Origin of the sequence: Mesorhizobium sp. ESP6-5, from assembly GCF_020164695.1 — a bacterium.
Lineage (GTDB): Bacteria > Pseudomonadota > Alphaproteobacteria > Rhizobiales > Rhizobiaceae > Mesorhizobium > Mesorhizobium australicum.
Genome location: NZ_JAIUGR010000020.1, coordinates 34,518 through 51,002 on the forward strand (window position 1 = coordinate 34,518; position 16,485 = coordinate 51,002).

Annotated in this window: 16 protein-coding genes and 1 tRNA gene; 7 read left to right on the plus strand and 10 right to left on the minus strand. The window is 63.2% G+C overall.

Annotated elements, in window-relative coordinates:
• Positions 1-67: 67 nt before the first annotated feature.
• Both murA and LB524_RS26880 read right to left on the minus strand, forming a co-directional pair.
• A complete protein-coding gene (gene murA, locus LB524_RS26875) occupies positions 68-1,360 on the minus strand; it encodes a UDP-N-acetylglucosamine 1-carboxyvinyltransferase (protein ID WP_015316269.1) in 1,293 nt (430 codons plus the stop codon).
• A gap of 130 nt (positions 1,361-1,490) precedes the next feature.
• Positions 1,491-1,667 (minus strand): hypothetical protein, encoded by a 177-nt coding sequence (locus LB524_RS26880; protein ID WP_140790442.1) that lies wholly within the window; start codon positions 1,665-1,667, stop codon positions 1,491-1,493.
• A gap of 160 nt (positions 1,668-1,827) precedes the next feature.
• Between LB524_RS26880 and LB524_RS26885 the strand changes: the two genes are divergently transcribed.
• The 5 genes from LB524_RS26885 to LB524_RS26905 all read left to right on the plus strand — a co-directional run bounded on the left by LB524_RS26885 (position 1,828) and on the right by LB524_RS26905 (position 6,854).
• A tRNA-Thr gene (locus LB524_RS26885) sits at positions 1,828-1,902 on the plus strand.
• Between the two features lie 166 nt (positions 1,903-2,068).
• Positions 2,069-2,614, plus strand: a complete 546-nt coding sequence (locus tag LB524_RS26890; RefSeq protein ID WP_224531342.1) for a serine O-acetyltransferase — start codon at positions 2,069-2,071, stop codon at positions 2,612-2,614.
• A gap of 214 nt (positions 2,615-2,828) precedes the next feature.
• Positions 2,829-4,496, plus strand: a complete 1,668-nt coding sequence (locus tag LB524_RS26895) for a DUF882 domain-containing protein (protein WP_140660770.1) — start codon at positions 2,829-2,831, stop codon at positions 4,494-4,496.
• Positions 4,497-4,590: 94 nt separating this feature from the next.
• Complete coding sequence (locus tag LB524_RS26900) at positions 4,591-5,496, plus strand: MurR/RpiR family transcriptional regulator (RefSeq protein WP_015316272.1); 906 nt, start codon at positions 4,591-4,593, stop codon at positions 5,494-5,496.
• A gap of 41 nt (positions 5,497-5,537) precedes the next feature.
• The gene (locus LB524_RS26905) at positions 5,538-6,854 is read left to right on the plus strand and encodes a M20 family metallopeptidase (protein WP_140614679.1); all 1,317 of its coding nucleotides are present in this window, start codon (positions 5,538-5,540) and stop codon (positions 6,852-6,854) included.
• Positions 6,855-6,874: 20 nt separating this feature from the next.
• Here the strand turns inward: LB524_RS26905 and LB524_RS26910 are convergent, their stop codons facing one another.
• From LB524_RS26910 to LB524_RS26930, 5 genes are read right to left on the minus strand one after another with little or no spacing between them, the layout of a single operon-like run.
• Positions 6,875-7,909, minus strand: a complete 1,035-nt coding sequence (locus LB524_RS26910; protein WP_015316274.1) for a branched-chain amino acid ABC transporter permease — start codon at positions 7,907-7,909, stop codon at positions 6,875-6,877.
• Positions 7,906-8,781: a branched-chain amino acid ABC transporter permease gene (locus LB524_RS26915; protein WP_140660772.1), complete on the minus strand. Its 876-nt coding sequence runs from the start codon at positions 8,779-8,781 to the stop codon at positions 7,906-7,908. Before LB524_RS26915 ends, LB524_RS26910 begins: the two co-directional genes overlap by 4 nt.
• Before the next feature lie 9 nt (positions 8,782-8,790).
• Positions 8,791-9,504 carry an ABC transporter ATP-binding protein gene (locus LB524_RS26920; RefSeq protein ID WP_140660773.1) on the minus strand — a complete coding sequence of 238 codons (714 nt, stop codon included), beginning with the start codon at positions 9,502-9,504 and terminating at the stop codon, positions 8,791-8,793.
• Entirely contained in the window at positions 9,501-10,241 is a 741-nt protein-coding gene (locus LB524_RS26925; protein WP_224531347.1) for an ABC transporter ATP-binding protein, read from the minus strand. The genes LB524_RS26920 and LB524_RS26925 overlap by 4 nt, the downstream gene beginning before the upstream one ends.
• A gap of 4 nt (positions 10,242-10,245) precedes the next feature.
• Positions 10,246-11,499 carry an ABC transporter substrate-binding protein gene (locus LB524_RS26930; protein ID WP_224531350.1) on the minus strand — a complete coding sequence of 418 codons (1,254 nt, stop codon included), beginning with the start codon at positions 11,497-11,499 and terminating at the stop codon, positions 10,246-10,248.
• Between the two features lie 190 nt (positions 11,500-11,689).
• On the opposite strand from LB524_RS26930, the gene LB524_RS26935 reads away from it, so the two are divergent.
• Both LB524_RS26935 and LB524_RS26940 read left to right on the plus strand, forming a co-directional pair.
• The gene (locus LB524_RS26935) at positions 11,690-12,508 is read left to right on the plus strand and encodes an alpha/beta fold hydrolase (RefSeq protein ID WP_041163341.1); all 819 of its coding nucleotides are present in this window, start codon (positions 11,690-11,692) and stop codon (positions 12,506-12,508) included.
• A gap of 171 nt (positions 12,509-12,679) precedes the next feature.
• Complete coding sequence (locus tag LB524_RS26940) at positions 12,680-14,074, plus strand: multicopper oxidase family protein (protein WP_224531353.1); 1,395 nt, start codon at positions 12,680-12,682, stop codon at positions 14,072-14,074.
• A gap of 33 nt (positions 14,075-14,107) precedes the next feature.
• On the opposite strand, the gene LB524_RS26945 is transcribed toward LB524_RS26940, so the two are convergent.
• From LB524_RS26945 to LB524_RS26955, 3 genes are all read right to left on the minus strand, one after another.
• Positions 14,108-14,395: a PTS sugar transporter subunit IIB gene (locus LB524_RS26945; RefSeq protein WP_015316281.1), complete on the minus strand. Its 288-nt coding sequence runs from the start codon at positions 14,393-14,395 to the stop codon at positions 14,108-14,110.
• An 18-nt stretch (positions 14,396-14,413) separates the two neighbouring features.
• Positions 14,414-14,875: a PTS sugar transporter subunit IIA gene (locus LB524_RS26950; RefSeq protein ID WP_140660777.1), complete on the minus strand. Its 462-nt coding sequence runs from the start codon at positions 14,873-14,875 to the stop codon at positions 14,414-14,416.
• A 71-nt stretch (positions 14,876-14,946) separates the two neighbouring features.
• Entirely contained in the window at positions 14,947-16,353 is a 1,407-nt protein-coding gene (locus tag LB524_RS26955) for a PTS galactitol transporter subunit IIC (protein WP_015316283.1), read from the minus strand.
• Positions 16,354-16,485: the final 132 nt, after the last annotated feature.

The window sequence follows — 16,485 nt, forward strand, 5'->3', positions numbered from 1 at the left end:
GCGCTGCGGGCAGACGGGCGGCGGCGCTATGAGCCGCCCTTTGCTGGAAGCTGCCGCCGTCCGACCGTCAGGCGGAAATACGTTCGATCACCGCGCCGCAATTGGATAGCTTTTCCTCCAGCCGCTCAAAACCGCGGTCGAGATGGTAGACACGGTTGACCGTGGTTTCGCCTTCGGCCGCCAGGCCGGCGATGACCAGCGAGACGGAAGCGCGAAGATCGGTCGCCATGACTGGCGCGCCCTTCAGCTTCGCCACGCCGTCGACGATCGCCGTCTGCCCCGAGAGCGTGATGTGGGCGCCGAGCCGAGCCAGTTCCTGGACGTGCATGAAGCGGTTTTCGAAGATCGTCTCGGTGATGCGCGATTTGCCCTTGGCCATCGTCATCAGGCCCATGAACTGCGCCTGCAGATCGGTCGGGAAGGCCGGGAAGGGGGCCGTCGTCACGTCGACGGGTGAAATGCCGGCGCCATTGCGCTTCACGCGGATGCCGGAATTGGTCTGGGTGATCTCCGCGCCCGTCTGGGAAATCACGTCGAGCGCCGTCTGCAGCAGCTCCGGTCGTGCGCCTTCCAGCACGACGTCGCCGCCGGTCATTGCCACCGCCATGGCATAGGTGCCGGTCTCGATGCGGTCGGGGATGACACGCACGCGCGCGCCCGACAGGGCTTCGACGCCGTCGATGGTGATGGTCGGCGTGCCGGCGCCGGAAATCCTGGCGCCCATCGCGTTCAGGCATTCGGCGAGATTGACGATCTCCGGCTCGCAGGCGGCGTTTTCAAGCACCGTCTCGCCCTTGGCCAGCGACGCCGCCATCATCAGCACATGGGTGGCGCCGACCGAGACTTTCGGGAAGACATAGCGGTTGCCGACAAGGCGGCCGTTCCGGGTCTTGGCGATGACGTAGCCGGTATCGACATCAATGTCGGCGCCCAGCGCCTGCAGGCCTTCGAGGAACAGATCAACCGGGCGCGTGCCGATGGCGCAGCCGCCGGGCAGCGACACCTTGGCCTCGCCCATGCGGGCCAGCAGCGGGCCGATCACCCAGAACGAGGCGCGCATTTTCGACACCAGTTCGTAAGGCGCCGTGGTATCGACGATGTTGCGGGCGGAGAAGTTGATGGTGCGCGAATAGCCCTCATTCTGCTTCTCACGGCGGCCATTGACCGAATAGTCGACGCCATGATTGCCGAGGATGCGGATCAACTGCTCGACATCGGCCAGATGCGGCACGTTTTCCAGTGTCAGCGTGTCGTCGGTCAGAAGCGAGGCGATCATCAGCGGCAGGGCGGCGTTTTTCGCGCCCGAGATCGGAATGCTTCCGGCAAGCTTGTTGCCGCCGACAATTCTGATGCGATCCATTGGAGACTGTCCCTCTCGGCCAGAAAAGGGCCGGTTCAATCGTTTGAGTATCGGCCCGTCTAGACCATTGACCAATTTGGTTCAAGAAATAGGATTTCGCCCACCCCGGCCTGAGAGTGGCCGATTTGAGTTAATCTTTCTTCATTTCCTTGGCCGCGCCGAGCCCGTCGGGCCGCTGGTCGGCCTCGCCTGTCCGGCGCGAGCGCGACTGCGCCTTGCGCTTCTGCAGGTTGGCCCGCAACTGCTCGGCGAGCCGGTTCTTGCGGATTGTTCCGCTGTTCTTCGGTTGATTTGTCTTGTCGTTCATTGTCCCGCCACGGCTGGCGACCAGCCAGCCCGCTTTCAGGGATAGCCAACATTGTGGCGCCGCCATGTCAATAAAAGCTATCCGGCAAAGCCATTCACAGAAGCGTTGTTCTTGGCCTTGCGCTTGCCGGTTCGATATGGCAGAAGCCCCGCCATCAGCGGCTGCGGTAGCTCAGTGGTAGAGCACTCCCTTGGTAAGGGAGAGGTCGAGAGTTCAATCCTCTCTCGCAGCACCAGACACCCTGCAAACAATGCCTGTGACACCGTCTTTCCGGCACGGACAGGCGATGAAGTCACGGCATGCGCTGGAATCCGTGGATTGCCCACGGCGTTTGTTCCCTTTGCGTTACCGGGATGATCTAGTGCCCGTTCCCATTCCGGGCATGGGTGCCGAGGCCGTAAATGCAGATATTCGAGGCCATTAGAAGCGATCTGTATCGCTATACGCGCAGCAGCGACATCGTGACGTTGTGCCGGCAATACCTCACGAATCGGGGCTTCAACTACATGGTCTGGCACCGGATCGCACAGTCGAACAATTCCGTCGTGTGCCGGATAGCCCGCCTCTTCCTCTCGCTGAAGATGAGGAAATTCGGCATACAAATCCCCGTGGAGACCAGCATCGGCCATGGCTTCTACATAGGCCATGGCGGCCCGTGCGTGGTCCATCATACGGCAACGATCGGCAACAACTGCAACATATCCCAGTATGTGACGATCGGGGCGACGCTTGGCAAATCCGCGTCGATAGGGGACGAGGTCTATATCGGCCCAAACGTGTGCATCGTAGAGGAGGTCACGATCGGCAGCCGCTCGCTTATCGGCGCGGGTGCCGTTGTCACTAGGAATATTCCGGCGGGGAGCACCGCGGTCGGCGTCCCCGCGAGGCCGATCGACAAGGCGCGGCAGCACAATTTCATCACCAATCGATGGCCGCCGGCAATGTGAACAGGCCTATGGTGCTTGCCGGTGGCGCGCCCTCATCGGTCGAACGCATGCGCGGCATGACACGATTCGTTAACCAAGATGCTGTTCTTCGACATGACGGGTTGTCGGACGGCTGCCTGTCCGGCTGGTCAAGTCATGGCCGGGGAGAGTGCTGAACGAAAGCTCCTCATCTGAGCGAAGCCAAATCGCCTCAAACAGGAACGATGTGCAAGGCATGAATGGGATTGAAAGCGAACAAAACCCGCTCGGCGCTTCCCGTCGTTGGACATGGTTGCCGGCCATTGCGATGGCGTTGCTTTGCATGTGTGTCACCGATGCGTTCGCCGAGACGCGCGCCCTGCGGATTCAGCATCTTCATACGGGCGAGAAGGCCGAGATCGTCTTCAAGCGCGATGGGCGCTACGATCAGGCGGGCCTGAAGAAGATCAACTTCATGCTGCGCGACTGGCGCCGCAACGAGCCGACCAGGATGGACCCGCGCCTGCTCGACCTGGTCTGGCAGGCTTACCGCGCCAGCGGCTCGACGGCCTATATCCATGTGGTCAGCGCCTATCGCTCGCCGGCCACCAACGCCATGCTGCGCGGTCGTTCGAAGGGCGTGGCCCGCGAAAGCCAGCACATGGTTGGCCGCGCCATGGACTTCTTCCTGCCTGACGTGCCGCTGAAGAAGTTGCGCGACATCGGCCTGAAGATGCAGGGCGGCGGCGTCGGCTATTATCCGACCTCCGGTTCGCCGTTCATTCATATGGATGTCGGCAATGTGCGGCATTGGCCTGGCATCAGCCGCCAGGAGCTCGCCAGGGTCTTCCCGAACGGCAACACGCTGCATGTGCCGAGCGACGGCAAACCGTTGCCTGGCTACGAGCAGGCGTTTGCCGCCTACGAGTCACGCAAGGCCGCCGGCACGCCCAACATCGAACTGGCCAGCGCCGACCGCGGCCAACGCAGGCCAGCGCGCGGCCTGCTGGCGACGCTTTTGGGCGGGCGCGGCGCGGATGAAGCGGACGATGCCGCGGAAGCGGCGCCTGCGCCACGCAAGCCGACCAAGTCAGTTGAACCTAAAACGGCCGGTGATCCCAAGATGCCTGGCGACTCCAAGACGGCTGGCCAGGGCATTGCTATCGTGGCCCCGGAGGCAGCCCAGCGGGCGGACGTCCAGACCCCCTCCGCCGATCCGGCCGAAGAAACGTCTGCAAAGTCGCCTGAAGCGATCGTCATGGCGATGCCGCCCGGCACGGTGCCGATACCCGCTTTCGCACCGCGCACCGGGTTCGCCGCCACCATTCCAATCCCGCAAGCCGTGCCGTTCGGCGTAGCCAGCAGCGCATCCACCGCGCGGGTTGAACCGGCGGCGACCGGTGCCGAAAATCCCGTGGCCAGGATGAATGCCGCCCCCGCGATTGCCGGTCCGGACATGCTGGCGCTCAACATCCCTGTCCCGACATGGCGACCGCAAGACCAGACGGGCCCCGCGCGTCAACCGGAGGCGGCTAAATCTGCCGATGCAATCGGTGCCTTGCTGGCCACGCATCACGTCGATGACAGCCTCGATTCGCTGGCTGGACAGCGGATTGCAGTCCCTGCATCGAAACCTGAAGACCGTGTCAGGACCAGCCCCAAGGCCGACCGTGTCCAGCCACGTCTCGATCCCGAAGCCACCGCCGTCGTTCTGCCAGCGGCGCCGACCGCCCAATCGCTTAAGACCGGGCGCCGCATCACCGGAACCGGCTCGACAGCGGCGACCGTCATTGCCGCCAATTTCATCCGCACGGCGCCGGAGCAGGTCTATCTCGATGGCTTCCAGCCACGAGGACAGACGTCCGATCACCGCCGCTTCACCGGCTCCGCTGTGAAATTCCTGCCCATCGCCAGATTCAGATAGGTCGACGCGCAAGTCTGTAAGATATTTTCCAAATTTGACAATCTTGTATGAAATTGTAAGATAATCGTCTTTCCGTTGGCGAGAGGCGATGACCATGTCGATCCGCGAAGAGTTGGCCAACACCACCTTGGCTTTCACGTCGGCGGAAGAAAAGATCGTTCAGGTCCTGCTCGCCGATTATCCGATGTCGGGGCTGGGAACGGCGACCCGGCTGGCGCGACGCGCCGGCGTCAGCGACCCGAGCGTGACCCGCCTGATGAGCAAGCTCGGATATGTCGGCTTTGCCGATTTCCAAGCGCGGCTGCTGACGGAAGTCGAATCCAGACTGCATTCGCCGTTGCTGATGATGGAGGCCAAGCGCCCGGGCGGCTCCAGCGAGGGCACGGCACTGGCCTACTTCCATTCGGTTTCCGACAGTCTGGAGCGCACGCGCACGGCGGTCCCCCTGCAGGCCTATACACGCGCTGTCAATTTGCTGCTCGAGACCAAGGGCCAGGTCGTCCTGCTGGGCGGCCGCTTCAGCCGCCACATCGCCTCCATGCTCGCCGGCTATCTCCTGCAATTCCGCTCCGGCGTGCGCGACATCGGCTCGTTGAGCCCGGCGGATTTCGACTTGCTGATCGACCTCGGCAAGCGCGACCTTCTCGTCGTGTTCGACTATCGGCGCTACCAGTCGGACGTGGTTAGCTTTGCGCGGCAGGCGAAGGAACGCGGCGTCTCCCTCCTGCTGTTCACCGATGTGTGGCTGTCGCCGATCGCTGACGTCGCCGACCTGACGATGGTCGCGGCGATCGACGCCAACTCGCCCTTCGACACGCTGGCGACCGCCGTGGCTCAGATGGAGACCGTTTTCGCCCACGCGCTGGAAGGCCATGGCGCCGGGGTGCGCAAGCGCATCGAGGACATCGAGAAGATCCGCAGCGCCAATGCCGTCACCCTCGATGCCGCCTTGTCGCCGTCCGACAACGAAACCGCCAAACCAAGAACCACCAGGAAATAGCACCGATGCGCCCGGCGCGGCGGTGCGAGGAAGGAATAATCATGGCTGACGCCCAGACGATCATCGATGCCGTGCAGGCTGAAATCGAGAGAGACCGCGACTGGCTGATCGGGCTTGTCCGCGACATGGTCCGCATCCCTTCGGTCAATCCCAAATTCGAGGCCAATCCGGCGATCAACCGCGAGGCGGATGTCCAGGCTCTGCTGGAGCCGATCCTCAAGCACGATGGCTTCAAGACCGAACAGTGGGACGCCTTGCCCGGCCGGCCCAATCTGGTCGGCGAATGGGCTGGAAACGAGGAGCGCAGCCTGATCCTGTGTGGGCATATCGATGTCGTGCCGGTCGGCGAGATGAAGGACTGGTCGGTCGATCCGTTCGGCGGTGAGATCACGAATGGCCGGCTCTATGGCCGGGGCGCGGTCGACATGAAGGGCGGCGTCGCGGCTTGCGTCGCCGCCGCGCACGCGATCCGCAAGGCGGGCATCACACTGCAAGGCCGGTTGGCCGTCCACTCCGTCGTCGACGAGGAGGCTGGTGGCTTCGGCGCCATGGACGCGGTCAAGAACGGCAAACTCGCCAAAGCGGTGCTTGTCGCCGAGCCGACCTGGGGCGATGTCCTCCCGGTCGAGGGCGGGCTCGAATGGGCGCGGGTGACGATCCGTGGCCGCAACGCGCATTCGGCGCTGCGTTACAACGAAATCTACCCGCAACGGCACGACAAGGACCGGCTGAAGCCGGGTGTCAACGCCATCGAGATCGCGGCGCGGTTCATTGCCGCCGTCCGCCAATACGAGCTCGACCGGACACGGGCAAAGTCCCATCCGCTGCTGCCGGTCGGCATGAACACGATCAACATCGGTGTCATGCATGGCGGAACGGGCCTTGGCGAACACGGCCTGCCGACGGTGATGACCAACCCGGCCATCATCCCCGATGTTGCCGTGCTCGATCTCGACATGAAGTTTCTGCCGGATGAGAATTCAGCCGACTATCGCCGCGATTTCGAGAATTTCGTCCATCATTTCGCGCAAACCGACGCCTGGTTGCGCGACAACCCGCCTGCCATCCAGTGGGAGCTCGGCGGGCTGCATTTCCCGCCGATGAACACGCCGGTCGACCATCCGTTGGTGACGTCGCTGATGAAACGCAAGGCGGCGATCGGCAAGGCGCCTCAGACAAGCGGCTTCGTCGCCGTGTGCGATGCTGCGCACTATGCCGGCGCCGGTGTCGACGGTGTCATTTTCGGTCCGTCGGGCGACGGCTTCCATGGCGCCAACGAATATGTCGAAGTGGAATCGGTGGTCGAGACCGCCAAGGTGATCGCGGCATCCGTCATCGACTGGTGCGGCGTGCGCTGAGAGGCTTGCTTTTCAGGCGGTCACGCCGGGCGGTTGATCCGCCCGGCGACGGCACCCCAAGCCGCTTTGATCATGCCGGCCAGTCCGCTGGGATAGGCCAGCATCACGCCGATGATCAGAACCGCCGTGATCATCGGGCGCCATGCGCCGAAATCAGCCATCCACTCGGCGAAGACCGTCAGCACGAAAGAGGCGACGATGGCGCCGTAGATGGTGCTGGTGCCGCCCAGCAGCACCATCGACAGGATGATGGTCGCCAGGCTCATGCCGAACACGTCAATCGAGGCGTTGCGCTGGTAGGCGGCATAGAAGGCCCCGGCAATGCCGGTGAAGAAGGCGCTTGCCGCAAGCGTCAGCATGCGTTGGCGCACGATCGAGACACCGCGGCTGACGGCGTATTCCTCATTGTCGCGCAGCGCCACGATGCTGGCGCCGGCGCGCGAGCGCACGAACACACGCAGGAACAGCGTGCTCGCCACCAGCAGCGCCAGCGCGATATAGAAATAGGCGAATTTGGCGTCGCGGACCATATTGTGGTCGAACCAGTAGAGGCCGGGGATGCGCACGATCCCTTGCGTGCCGCCGGTGATGTCGGACTGGCTGAGGATCACTTGCATGACCAATTGCGCGAAGCCGAAGGTGACCAGGATGATATAGATGCCCTTCAGGCGCAGGATCGGGATGGTCACCACGATCGCGGCAAGCGTGGCGATGATGCCGCTGGCAAACAGCGCGATCCACGGATCGAGCCCGGCCAGCTTGGTCAGCAGGCTGTAGGCGTAGACGCCGATGCCGAAGAGCGCCAGATGACCGAAATTGAAGACGCCGCCATAGCCGAGGCTGAGGTCCCAATTCGACGCCACGATGGCGTAGATAAAGGCCATGATCAGGATGTGGCGGGCATAGGTGTCGCCGAAGACGAGCGGCAGCAGCGCCAGCACGGCCAAGCCGAGCACGAATCCGATGGCTTCGTGCTTCCACGGCGTGCGGCCAGGTGCGATCGGGGTTGCCGCCGCTGTGCGGATCTGGGTGATCGGCGAGGTCGTGTCGGTCATGCGAGGCCTCGCGAGCGGCTGGCGAAAATGCCCTCGGGACGTACCATCAGGGTCAGGATCAGCACGCCGAACAGCAATGCCGGCGTCCAGTAGAGGCCGAAATAATAGCTGCAGGCGGCCTCGAAAAAGCCGATCAGATAGGCGGCGAAGATCGGCCCCGATATGCTCGATATGCCGCCGAATACGACGACGATCAGCGCCTTGAGCAGCGGGTCTGAGCCCATCACGGGCGACATGAAGCGATAGCCGCCCATGAAGATGCCGGCGAGCCCCGCCAGCGAAGCGGCGATGGCGAAGGCCAGCCCGTAGAGCGCGGTGACATTCAGGCCGACCAGATGGCTGGCGTCCTCGTTCTGCGCGACCGCACGCAATGCCAGCCCGAGGCGCGAACGGTTGAGGAACATCCACAACGCCGCCAGGATCAGCGGCGTGATGACGATGATGGCGATCTGGTGCAGCGAAACGCCGACGCCGCCGATGGTGGCGTTGCCGTCCACCAGCGCCGGGATCTGCTTGGAGCGCGGCCCCCAGATGGTGAGCGCTCCGTTCTCGATCAGCGATCCGGCGGCAAGCGTGGTGATGACGACGACCAGCACGATGTTGGGCCGGCCGATCAGCGGCCGGACGACGCTTGCCTGCAGGATCCAGCCGGCGCCGGCCATGACGACCACGGCGACGGGAAAAGCTACCGCCGCCGGCAGGCCGAGTTCCACCAATTGCCAGGCGACATAGGCGCCCAGCATCATGAACACGCCATGGCTGAAGTTGAACACGCCGATCGTCGTCCAGACCAAAGCGAGCCCGACCGCCATCATGGCGTAGAGCGAACCTTGGAACAGGCCGCCGAACAGGATTTCCGCCAATGCGCTCATACCAAGTTCCTAGTGGCCAAAATACATCGACATGATCTCGCCGTGGTCGAGGCTCTCGCCCGGCTTGATCTCGGTCGCCACCGCGCCGTGGTTGACGAGGTAGAGTTGCTGCGTCAGTTCCAGCAGGAACTCGATATCCTGCTCGACGACGATCAGCGGCACCCCGCCGCGCGAAATGTCCAGGACGGAGGCGCAGAGTTCGTCCTTGATCTTGGGCGCCAGCCCAAGCGTCGGCTCGTCGAGGATCAGGAGGCGCGGATGGCTCATTAGCGCCGTGCCGATCGACACCATCTGGCGCTCGCCGCCCGACAGCGTGCGCACGCGCTGGCGCCAGCGTTCCGCCAGTTTCGGGAACAGTTTGATCACCTTCTCGCGGTTCTCCGCCTCATGCGGACGGGCGCGCGGCGAATAGGCGCCGAGCGCCATGCAGTCGGCGATGGAGAGGTCGGGAAACAGCCGGTTGCCTTGCGGCACGTGGATCAGGCCGGCGCTGACGATGGCGCGGGCGCTGAGGCCTGCTATGTCTTGCCCGTCGAACTGGATGCGGCCGTTCTTCGGCCGCAGCAGGCCGGAGACGGTGCGCAACAGGGTCGTCTTGCCATGGCCGTTGGGTCCGAACAGGCCGACATTGCCGAAGCGGCCAGCTTCCAGCGAAATGTCGTGCAGCACGGTGACGCGGCCATAGCCGGCGGTGACGCTTTCGACGGTGAGGATGGGAGTCACGCCACCGCCCTCCGGGTTCCGAGATAGGCCTCGATGACGCGCTGGTCGGCGATCACGCTTGCCGGCTCGCCAGCGGCGAGCACGCGGCCATTGTTAAGCACCAGCAGATGCTGCGACAGGCTCATCAGGAAGGTCAGCACATGCTCGATCAGGAGGATGGTGATGCCGCGTTCGGCGGTGCGGCGGATCAAACCGATCGACGTCTCGATCTCGGGCTTGGTCAAGCTCGATGCCGGTTCGTCGAGCAACAGCATACGTGGCTGCATGGCGATCGCGGTGGCAAGCATCAGGCATTTGCGCTCGAAGACGGAAAGCTCGCCGGCCAGCCGCCCGAAGGACACTGAACCCAAGCCGACAAACTCCAGTGCCTCTGCGGCCGCCTCGCGGGCGGCTGCCGCTGCACCTTTCTCCTTTCTGCCGTAGGTGGCGCCGATCAGCGCGTTCTCGAATACGGTCAGCCCGTCGAAGCTGGTTTCGCGCTGAAAGGTGCGGGCAAGGCCGAGGCGCGCGATGGCATGTCCAGACTTGCCGTTGATCGCGGTCCCGTCAAAGCGGATGTGGCCTCTGTCCGGCCCGAACGGGATGCCGGTGATGATGTTGAACAGCGTGCTCTTGCCGCTGCCGTTCGGGCCGGCGATGCCAAAGATCTCGCCGGCCTCGACCTTGAACGACACGCCATCGACGGCCTTCAGCGAACCGAAGGCCTTCGATACGTCATCCAGTTCAAGCAGGGCCATGCCCTCACTGCATCCAGGGCTGCGGCTTGAAGGCACCGGTGGCGTATTTTTCCGGCGAGATCAGCGTGCGCTGGGCGTCCCAGATCTGAAAGAAGGTGATCGGGATATAGTCGTCGCCCTGCGTGGCGAGATGCGTGGCGGGATCGAATTTCAGCCGGCCTTCGGCGACCTGCTTGTCGGTCTCCGACAGCGCCTTCATGATCGCGGCGTGGTCGGATGCGCCGCCGACTTTCTTGACCGCGTCGAAATAGACGTTGGTCATTTCATAGAGGCCGACGCCATAGGTGCCGCTCTCGACGCCATATTTGGCCTTGAACTTGGCCGCCACCTCGTCGGCGCGCGGGTTCTTCGGCGTCGTCAGCGCCCCGCCGAGGAGATTGTAGATGACGCCATTCGACTTCTTGCCGGTGAGTTCGACGAATTCCGGAACACTCGGCGCATATTGCAGGAAGACAAGGCTCTTGGTCGGCTGTTCGAGGAACTGGTTCAGGAAAGACGCCGAATTGCCCGGCAGATAATCGGTGTTGATGACGACATCGGGAACATTCTCGCGCACCTTGGCCAGGATCGAACGCCAGTCGGTGACTTCGCCGAAGGGCACGATCTCATCGACGCTGATAGTCCAGCCCTTCTCCTTGAAAGTCTTCTTCATGCCCTCCGAGATGGTCTTCGAATAGGCGTTGTCGGAGGAGATGATGGCGACTTTCTTGGTCGGCAATGTGATCTTGCCGTCGGCCGCGAGTTTCTCGACGAACAAGGTGACGTCGGTGTTGTAGGCGTCGAAGGACGGCGTTAGCGACCAACAGCACATGTACTTGTCTGGACTCGGCGCGATGATGTCCCTGGTCTGCTGCGAGGTGGCCGCCAGCATGTAGGGCATCTCGGCCTCGGCCATGTTGTCGATCTCGAAATTCGTCAGGCTGGCGTAGCCGGTGAGCATGAATTGCACGCCGGGATCGCCAAGCAGGCGCTCGACCGCGCTGGTGACGTTGCCGGCGGACTGATCCTTGACGTCGCCGACCACCAGTTCGAATGTGTTGCCGGCAACGCCGCCGGCAGCATTCGCCTCATCGATTGCCATCTGCACGCCGCGCTGGAATTCCTGGCCGTCCGCCGCGGCAGGGCCCGTGATCGGCGCCAGCAGGCCGATCTTGACGACATCGGCGAAAGCGGGGGCGCTTGCCGTGGCAAACGCCGCGATCAGGGCCGTGGTCATCAGCATATGGCGGAGTCTGTTGCCTGCGAATTTGGATTTCATCGTGCCGTTCCCTGTTTTCCTCCCGTTCATCGGGAGTTGGATAATTGACAATCTACGCACAATTGTTGTTATTTGAAAAGGATTTTTCAACGGCACGAGACCGGGAAAATGTTATGGCAGGGCTAGGGGAGGCGGCGGCGCTTTGTTGTGCAACTGCTTCGAAACAGGGCGATTCCAGACGGAGCCAAAGATGACGATCGCGCAGAAGACCCTTGAAACCAGTCACGGCAGGATCGCCGTTCGCGAGACCGGCGGCAAAGGCACCGCCGTCCTGCTGATCCACGGCAATTCGTCTTCCGGTGCCGTTTTCCGCAACCAGCTCGAGAGCCCGCTGGGCGAGCGCTACCACATGATCGCCCCCGATCTGCCGGGCCACGGCGCTTCCGGCAATGCGATCGATCCGGACCGCTCCTACAGTATGGAAGGCTATGCCGATGCGATGACCGAAGTGCTCGGCCTGCTCGGTATCGACAAGGGCATCGTCTTCGGCTGGTCGCTCGGCGGTCATATCGGGCTGGAGATGATCGACCGTTATCCTGGCCTGCTTGGCCTGATGATATCGGGCACTCCGCCTGTAGCGCCCGAGGAGGTCGGCAACGGCTTCAAGTCGAGTCCGCATATGCATCTTGCCGGACAAGAGGCCTTCACCGCCGCTGATGTCGAGGCCTATGCGCGCAGCACTTGCGGGGAACCGTTCGAACCGTTCCTCCTCGACACGGTGGCGCGCACCGACGGGCGGGCGCGGCGCCTGATGTTCGAGAAATTCGCGGCCGGCACAGGCCGCAACCAGCGCGAGATCGTCGCCGGCAAGACGCCTCCGATAGCCGTTCTCAATGGCATCGACGAGCCTTTCGTGAACACCGATTTTGTCTCAGCGGTCAAGTTCTCCAACCTGTGGGAAGGCAAGGCGCATCTGCTCGACAAATCGGGCCATGCGCCGTTCTGGGATTCTCCCGGCCGCTTCAACCCGATCTTCGCCCGCTTCCTGGAAAGCGTGGATCAGGCATAGACCCGCCGCAAGGACCGACCAGCCGCCATCGACCGGAATGTGTCCAGCCCTGCTGGCCTCATTGCACTGACAGGAGGAGGGCGGCCGCGACTGGGCCGTTGGCAAGGCATGCGTGTCCGGCTATGACGGCAAAGTTGCGGAGAGCAGTCAGCTTTTCCGTTGGAGTGCGACATGACCGTATTTACACGCCGCGGACTGCTGAAAACTGCCGCCGTTGCCGGTGCGAGCGGGCTCGGGCTTGCCGCCATGGGCAGGATTGGCGGCTGGGCGGCGTCCGCGCCTGAGCCAGTGGTGCTGCGGACGGCGAAAATCCAGGCGAAGCTGATGGATGTCGGCCAGACCAACAATGTGCTGACTTACGGCAAAGCGGGAATGCCGCCGGTGCTCAGGATGAAAAAAGGCGAACCCTTTGCCGCGCGCCTCGACAATGCCATCGACGATCCGACGACCATCCACTGGCACGGTATTCGCCTGCCGAACAAGATGGATGGCGTGCCCTTCCTGGTGCAGCCTTACGTCTACACCGGCGATCATTTCGACTATGCCTTCACGCCGCCCGATGCCGGCACCTTCTGGTATCACCCGCACTGCAACACGCTGGAGCAGATGGGGCACGGCCTGACCGGCGTGATCGTGGTTGAAAACCCGAACGATCCGAAATTCGACGCCGAGTTTGTCCTCAACCTGCGCGACTGGCGCCTTGGCGACGACGGCCAGTTCATCGACCAGTTCCGGCCGCGCGATGCCGCGAGAACCGGCACTTACGGCACGGTGCGTACCGCCAACTGGCTCGATCAGCCGCAATATGACGCGCCCGCCGGCGGGCTGGTGCGGCTGCGCATCGCCATTACCGATGTCACCCGCATCCAGGCCTTTCGCGTCGACGGCGCCGAAGCGATGGTGATGGCGCTGGACGGCAATCCGGTGCCGGAGCGCTTTGCGCCCGATGCCTTGCTGCTTGGACCGGGACAGCGCATGGAACTCGCCATCCGCATGCCTGACGATGAGGGCGCGATCGTCAGCCTGCGGGACGTCAGGGGCACCAAGCCCAAGGTTCTAGCGACGCTGCGCGCGACGGGCAACTCGCTCAAGCGGGACGTTCGCGACGTTGCGCCGCTGGAAGTGAATCCGGTGGCGGAAGTGGATCTCGGCTCCGCCCAGCATATCTCCCTGTCGCTCAGCGCCACGGCGGAGAACGTCCCGAGCGACAGCATCTGCGGTTCTCTCGGCTACAGTTTCTGGGCGATCAACAAGGTGCCGTGGCCGGGCGATACGCCCGATCCAACCGCGCCGCTCGCCGAGCTGAAGCTTGGCAGGAGCTATGTCATCGACATGGAGAACCTGACGCCGCAATCGCATCCGATGCATTTGCACGGCATGAGCTTCAAGGTTTTGTCATCCTCGACGCGGCCGGTGCTGCCGTTGATTTCAGACACCTATCTCATCCAGCCCAATGAGAAGGTGAGCCTTGGCTTCGTCGCCGACAATCCCGGCGACTGGCTGCTGCATTGCCACATCATCGAGCACCAGAAATCGGGCATGACGAGTTACGTCAGGGTGGTCTGAGCCGGGCCCACCGAAGGCAGCATTGTCCGCGACCTACTTGCGCAGTTGCGCCTCGATCTCGTCGAGCACCTTGTCCTTGCCGATGCCGGTGAGGAAGGCGAGGCCCTTGATGACCGGCTTGGTCACCGAAGCCGAGATCGGCGTGGTGGCGACGATGAAGTCGACGCTGTCGGCGAGCCCCGGCACTTCGGTTGCCTTGGCTTGCTGCGCGTTGAAGGTAAGGCCGCGCATCTTCATCGCCTCGGTGACCGCGACGTTGACCGCAGTCGAGGTGGCGATGCCGGTGCCGCAGGCAAAGAGAATTGTCTTCTGTCGGGCCATCTTTGCTTTCCCTTGATATCAGCCGAGCACGGTGCGCACGTCGTCAAGCGTCCTGGCCGACCTCAAGCCGTCCAATGCATCTGGATTCTGGATCGTTGCCATGACGGACTGCAGCGCTTCAATCTGCTTGTCCTTGTCATTGATCGCAAGCAGGAAGACGAAACCCACCGGCAGCTTCTCGTCGGGGTCTTCCATGTTGGCGAAGATCACCGGCTTTCTCAGCGTGCCCATTGCGATGCCGGGCTTCAGCACATGCTCGGGATCGGTGTGGGGCACCGCGACATTGTCGGCGCGTTCCAGCGGCAATCCTGTCGGGACGGTCATTTCGCGGCGCACGACCGCGTCGGCATAGGAGCTCTTGACATAGCCAAGGGCCTCGAGCCGTCCCGCCAGGACGCGGATGATCTCCTCATTGGTCGACGCGTCCGACCCGAGTACGATCGCTTCGGGATCCAGAAGCTGCATGAGGGCGTCGGACATGTCTTGCTCCGTCGATAAATCGTGCGCCCGGCGAAGGCGCACGATCGTTTCAGATGAAGGCACGCTTGCGTTCAGGCCGTGCCTTCGGCCGGCTCGTCCTCGGCGCCCGCCGCCCGTTCCCAGCCGAGCGGATTGCGGCGATAGAGCACGAACAGCGCCGCGATGACCACGGCGATCACGATGATGCCGATGAGCCCAAGTCCCTGGATGGCCTCGATGATCACATAGGGCACCCACAGGAAGCCGTCGACCACCGAGGTGATCTGCAAAGCATCCGCCGGCAGTTTGAAGCCCGACGCGACGGCCGCACTGGTGAACAGCGGCGCCAGGGCGTTGGCGACATAGAAGCCGATCGCCAAGGTCACCGTGCCGATCACCACCATGCGGAACACATTGCCTTTGACCAGCGGCGCGGTCATGGCGACGATGAACGGGATGACCGCCAAATCGGCGAACAGGATGACGCGGTTGCCCGGCAGGATCACCGACAGGATGATCGCGATCGGCACCAGGATCAGCGACGACGAGATCGCGGCGGGATGGCCGATCAGGATCGCCGAATCGAGGCCGACGAGAAGCTCGCGATCGCCGGTGCGCTTGCGCACGAACTCCTGCGCCGCGTCGGAAACCGGGATCAGGCCCTCCATCAGGATCTTCACCATGCGCGGCAGCAGCAGCATAACCGCGGCAAGTGTCATTCCGGTGCCCAGCACCTTGGCCAGCACCGTGCCGGGATCGCCGGCATTGTAGAAGGCGATGGCGCCGAGCACGAGGCCGATGATCAGGCCGAGCACGACCGGTTCGCCGAACACGCCGAAGCGGCGCTCGATGGTTTCGGTGTTGATGTTGATGCGGTTGATGCCGGGAATGCGGTCCATGATCCAGTTCAGGATGATGGCGATCGGCAGGATTTGCGCCGAGGCGAGATGCGGCACCGAAATGCCGGGAACGCCGTAGAATTGCTGCACCGCGCGCGCCGACCAATCGGCGAACAGCAGCGACAGCGCCGCAACCAGGGCCGCGATGGCAATGCCGTAGGCCAGATTGTCGGTGGCGGCGACGACGAGCGAGCCGACGAAGGCGAAATGCCAGAAATTCCAGACGTCGACATTGAGCGTGCGCGTCATGCGCGTCAGCAACAGCACGATGTTGACCAGGATGCCGACCGGGATGACCCAAAGCCCGACCGAGGAGCCAAAGGCGATGGCGGCCGCCGAGGGCCAGCCGACGTCGATGATGTCGCGATGAATGCCGGTGTTGGTGACGATGGCCTTGGCGACGTCGCCGATCGACGTGAACATCAGGCCAAGCACAAGGTTGATACCGATGAAGGCGACCCCGATGGTGACGGCGGCGCGAAAGGCCTTGCTGACCTTGGCGCCCAAAACCACGGCAATGATGAAAATGACGATCGGCAGCAGGATTGTCGCGCCGAGCGTGTCGATGGCCCCCTTGAGGCCAGCGAGTAGAGTATCCATTCTTCCTCCCCTGGAGCCCCGAGCCTAAAGCTTCGCGGTGCTCCTTTCTCTCAGCCTCTGCCGCCACCTCAGCGCAAAGGCACTCCCCAGATGCCGCGAGACGAGTGCCCCTCCGAGCGGTTGTCTCGATGA

What these genes read in the sequence shown, in the direction of transcription:
- LB524_RS26900 (WP_015316272.1), top strand. Translation starts at nt 4,591, where the DNA reads ATGTCGATCCGCGAAGAGTTGGCCAACACCACCTTGGCTTTCACGTCG.
- LB524_RS26915 (WP_140660772.1), bottom strand. Translation starts at nt 8,781, where the DNA reads ATGAGCGCATTGGCGGAAATCCTGTTCGGCGGCCTGTTCCAAGGTTCG.
- LB524_RS26890 (WP_224531342.1), top strand. Translation starts at nt 2,069, where the DNA reads ATGCAGATATTCGAGGCCATTAGAAGCGATCTGTATCGCTATACGCGC.
- LB524_RS26905 (WP_140614679.1), top strand. Translation starts at nt 5,538, where the DNA reads ATGGCTGACGCCCAGACGATCATCGATGCCGTGCAGGCTGAAATCGAG.
- LB524_RS26910 (WP_015316274.1), bottom strand. Translation starts at nt 7,909, where the DNA reads ATGACCGACACGACCTCGCCGATCACCCAGATCCGCACAGCGGCGGCA.
- LB524_RS26955 (WP_015316283.1), bottom strand. Translation starts at nt 16,353, where the DNA reads ATGGATACTCTACTCGCTGGCCTCAAGGGGGCCATCGACACGCTCGGC.
- LB524_RS26940 (WP_224531353.1), top strand. Translation starts at nt 12,680, where the DNA reads ATGACCGTATTTACACGCCGCGGACTGCTGAAAACTGCCGCCGTTGCC.
- murA (WP_015316269.1), bottom strand. Translation starts at nt 1,360, where the DNA reads ATGGATCGCATCAGAATTGTCGGCGGCAACAAGCTTGCCGGAAGCATT.
- LB524_RS26930 (WP_224531350.1), bottom strand. Translation starts at nt 11,499, where the DNA reads ATGAAATCCAAATTCGCAGGCAACAGACTCCGCCATATGCTGATGACC.
- LB524_RS26945 (WP_015316281.1), bottom strand. Translation starts at nt 14,395, where the DNA reads ATGGCCCGACAGAAGACAATTCTCTTTGCCTGCGGCACCGGCATCGCC.
- LB524_RS26925 (WP_224531347.1), bottom strand. Translation starts at nt 10,241, where the DNA reads ATGGCCCTGCTTGAACTGGATGACGTATCGAAGGCCTTCGGTTCGCTG.
- LB524_RS26935 (WP_041163341.1), top strand. Translation starts at nt 11,690, where the DNA reads ATGACGATCGCGCAGAAGACCCTTGAAACCAGTCACGGCAGGATCGCC.
- LB524_RS26895 (WP_140660770.1), top strand. Translation starts at nt 2,829, where the DNA reads ATGAATGGGATTGAAAGCGAACAAAACCCGCTCGGCGCTTCCCGTCGT.
- LB524_RS26880 (WP_140790442.1), bottom strand. Translation starts at nt 1,667, where the DNA reads ATGAACGACAAGACAAATCAACCGAAGAACAGCGGAACAATCCGCAAG.
- LB524_RS26950 (WP_140660777.1), bottom strand. Translation starts at nt 14,875, where the DNA reads ATGTCCGACGCCCTCATGCAGCTTCTGGATCCCGAAGCGATCGTACTC.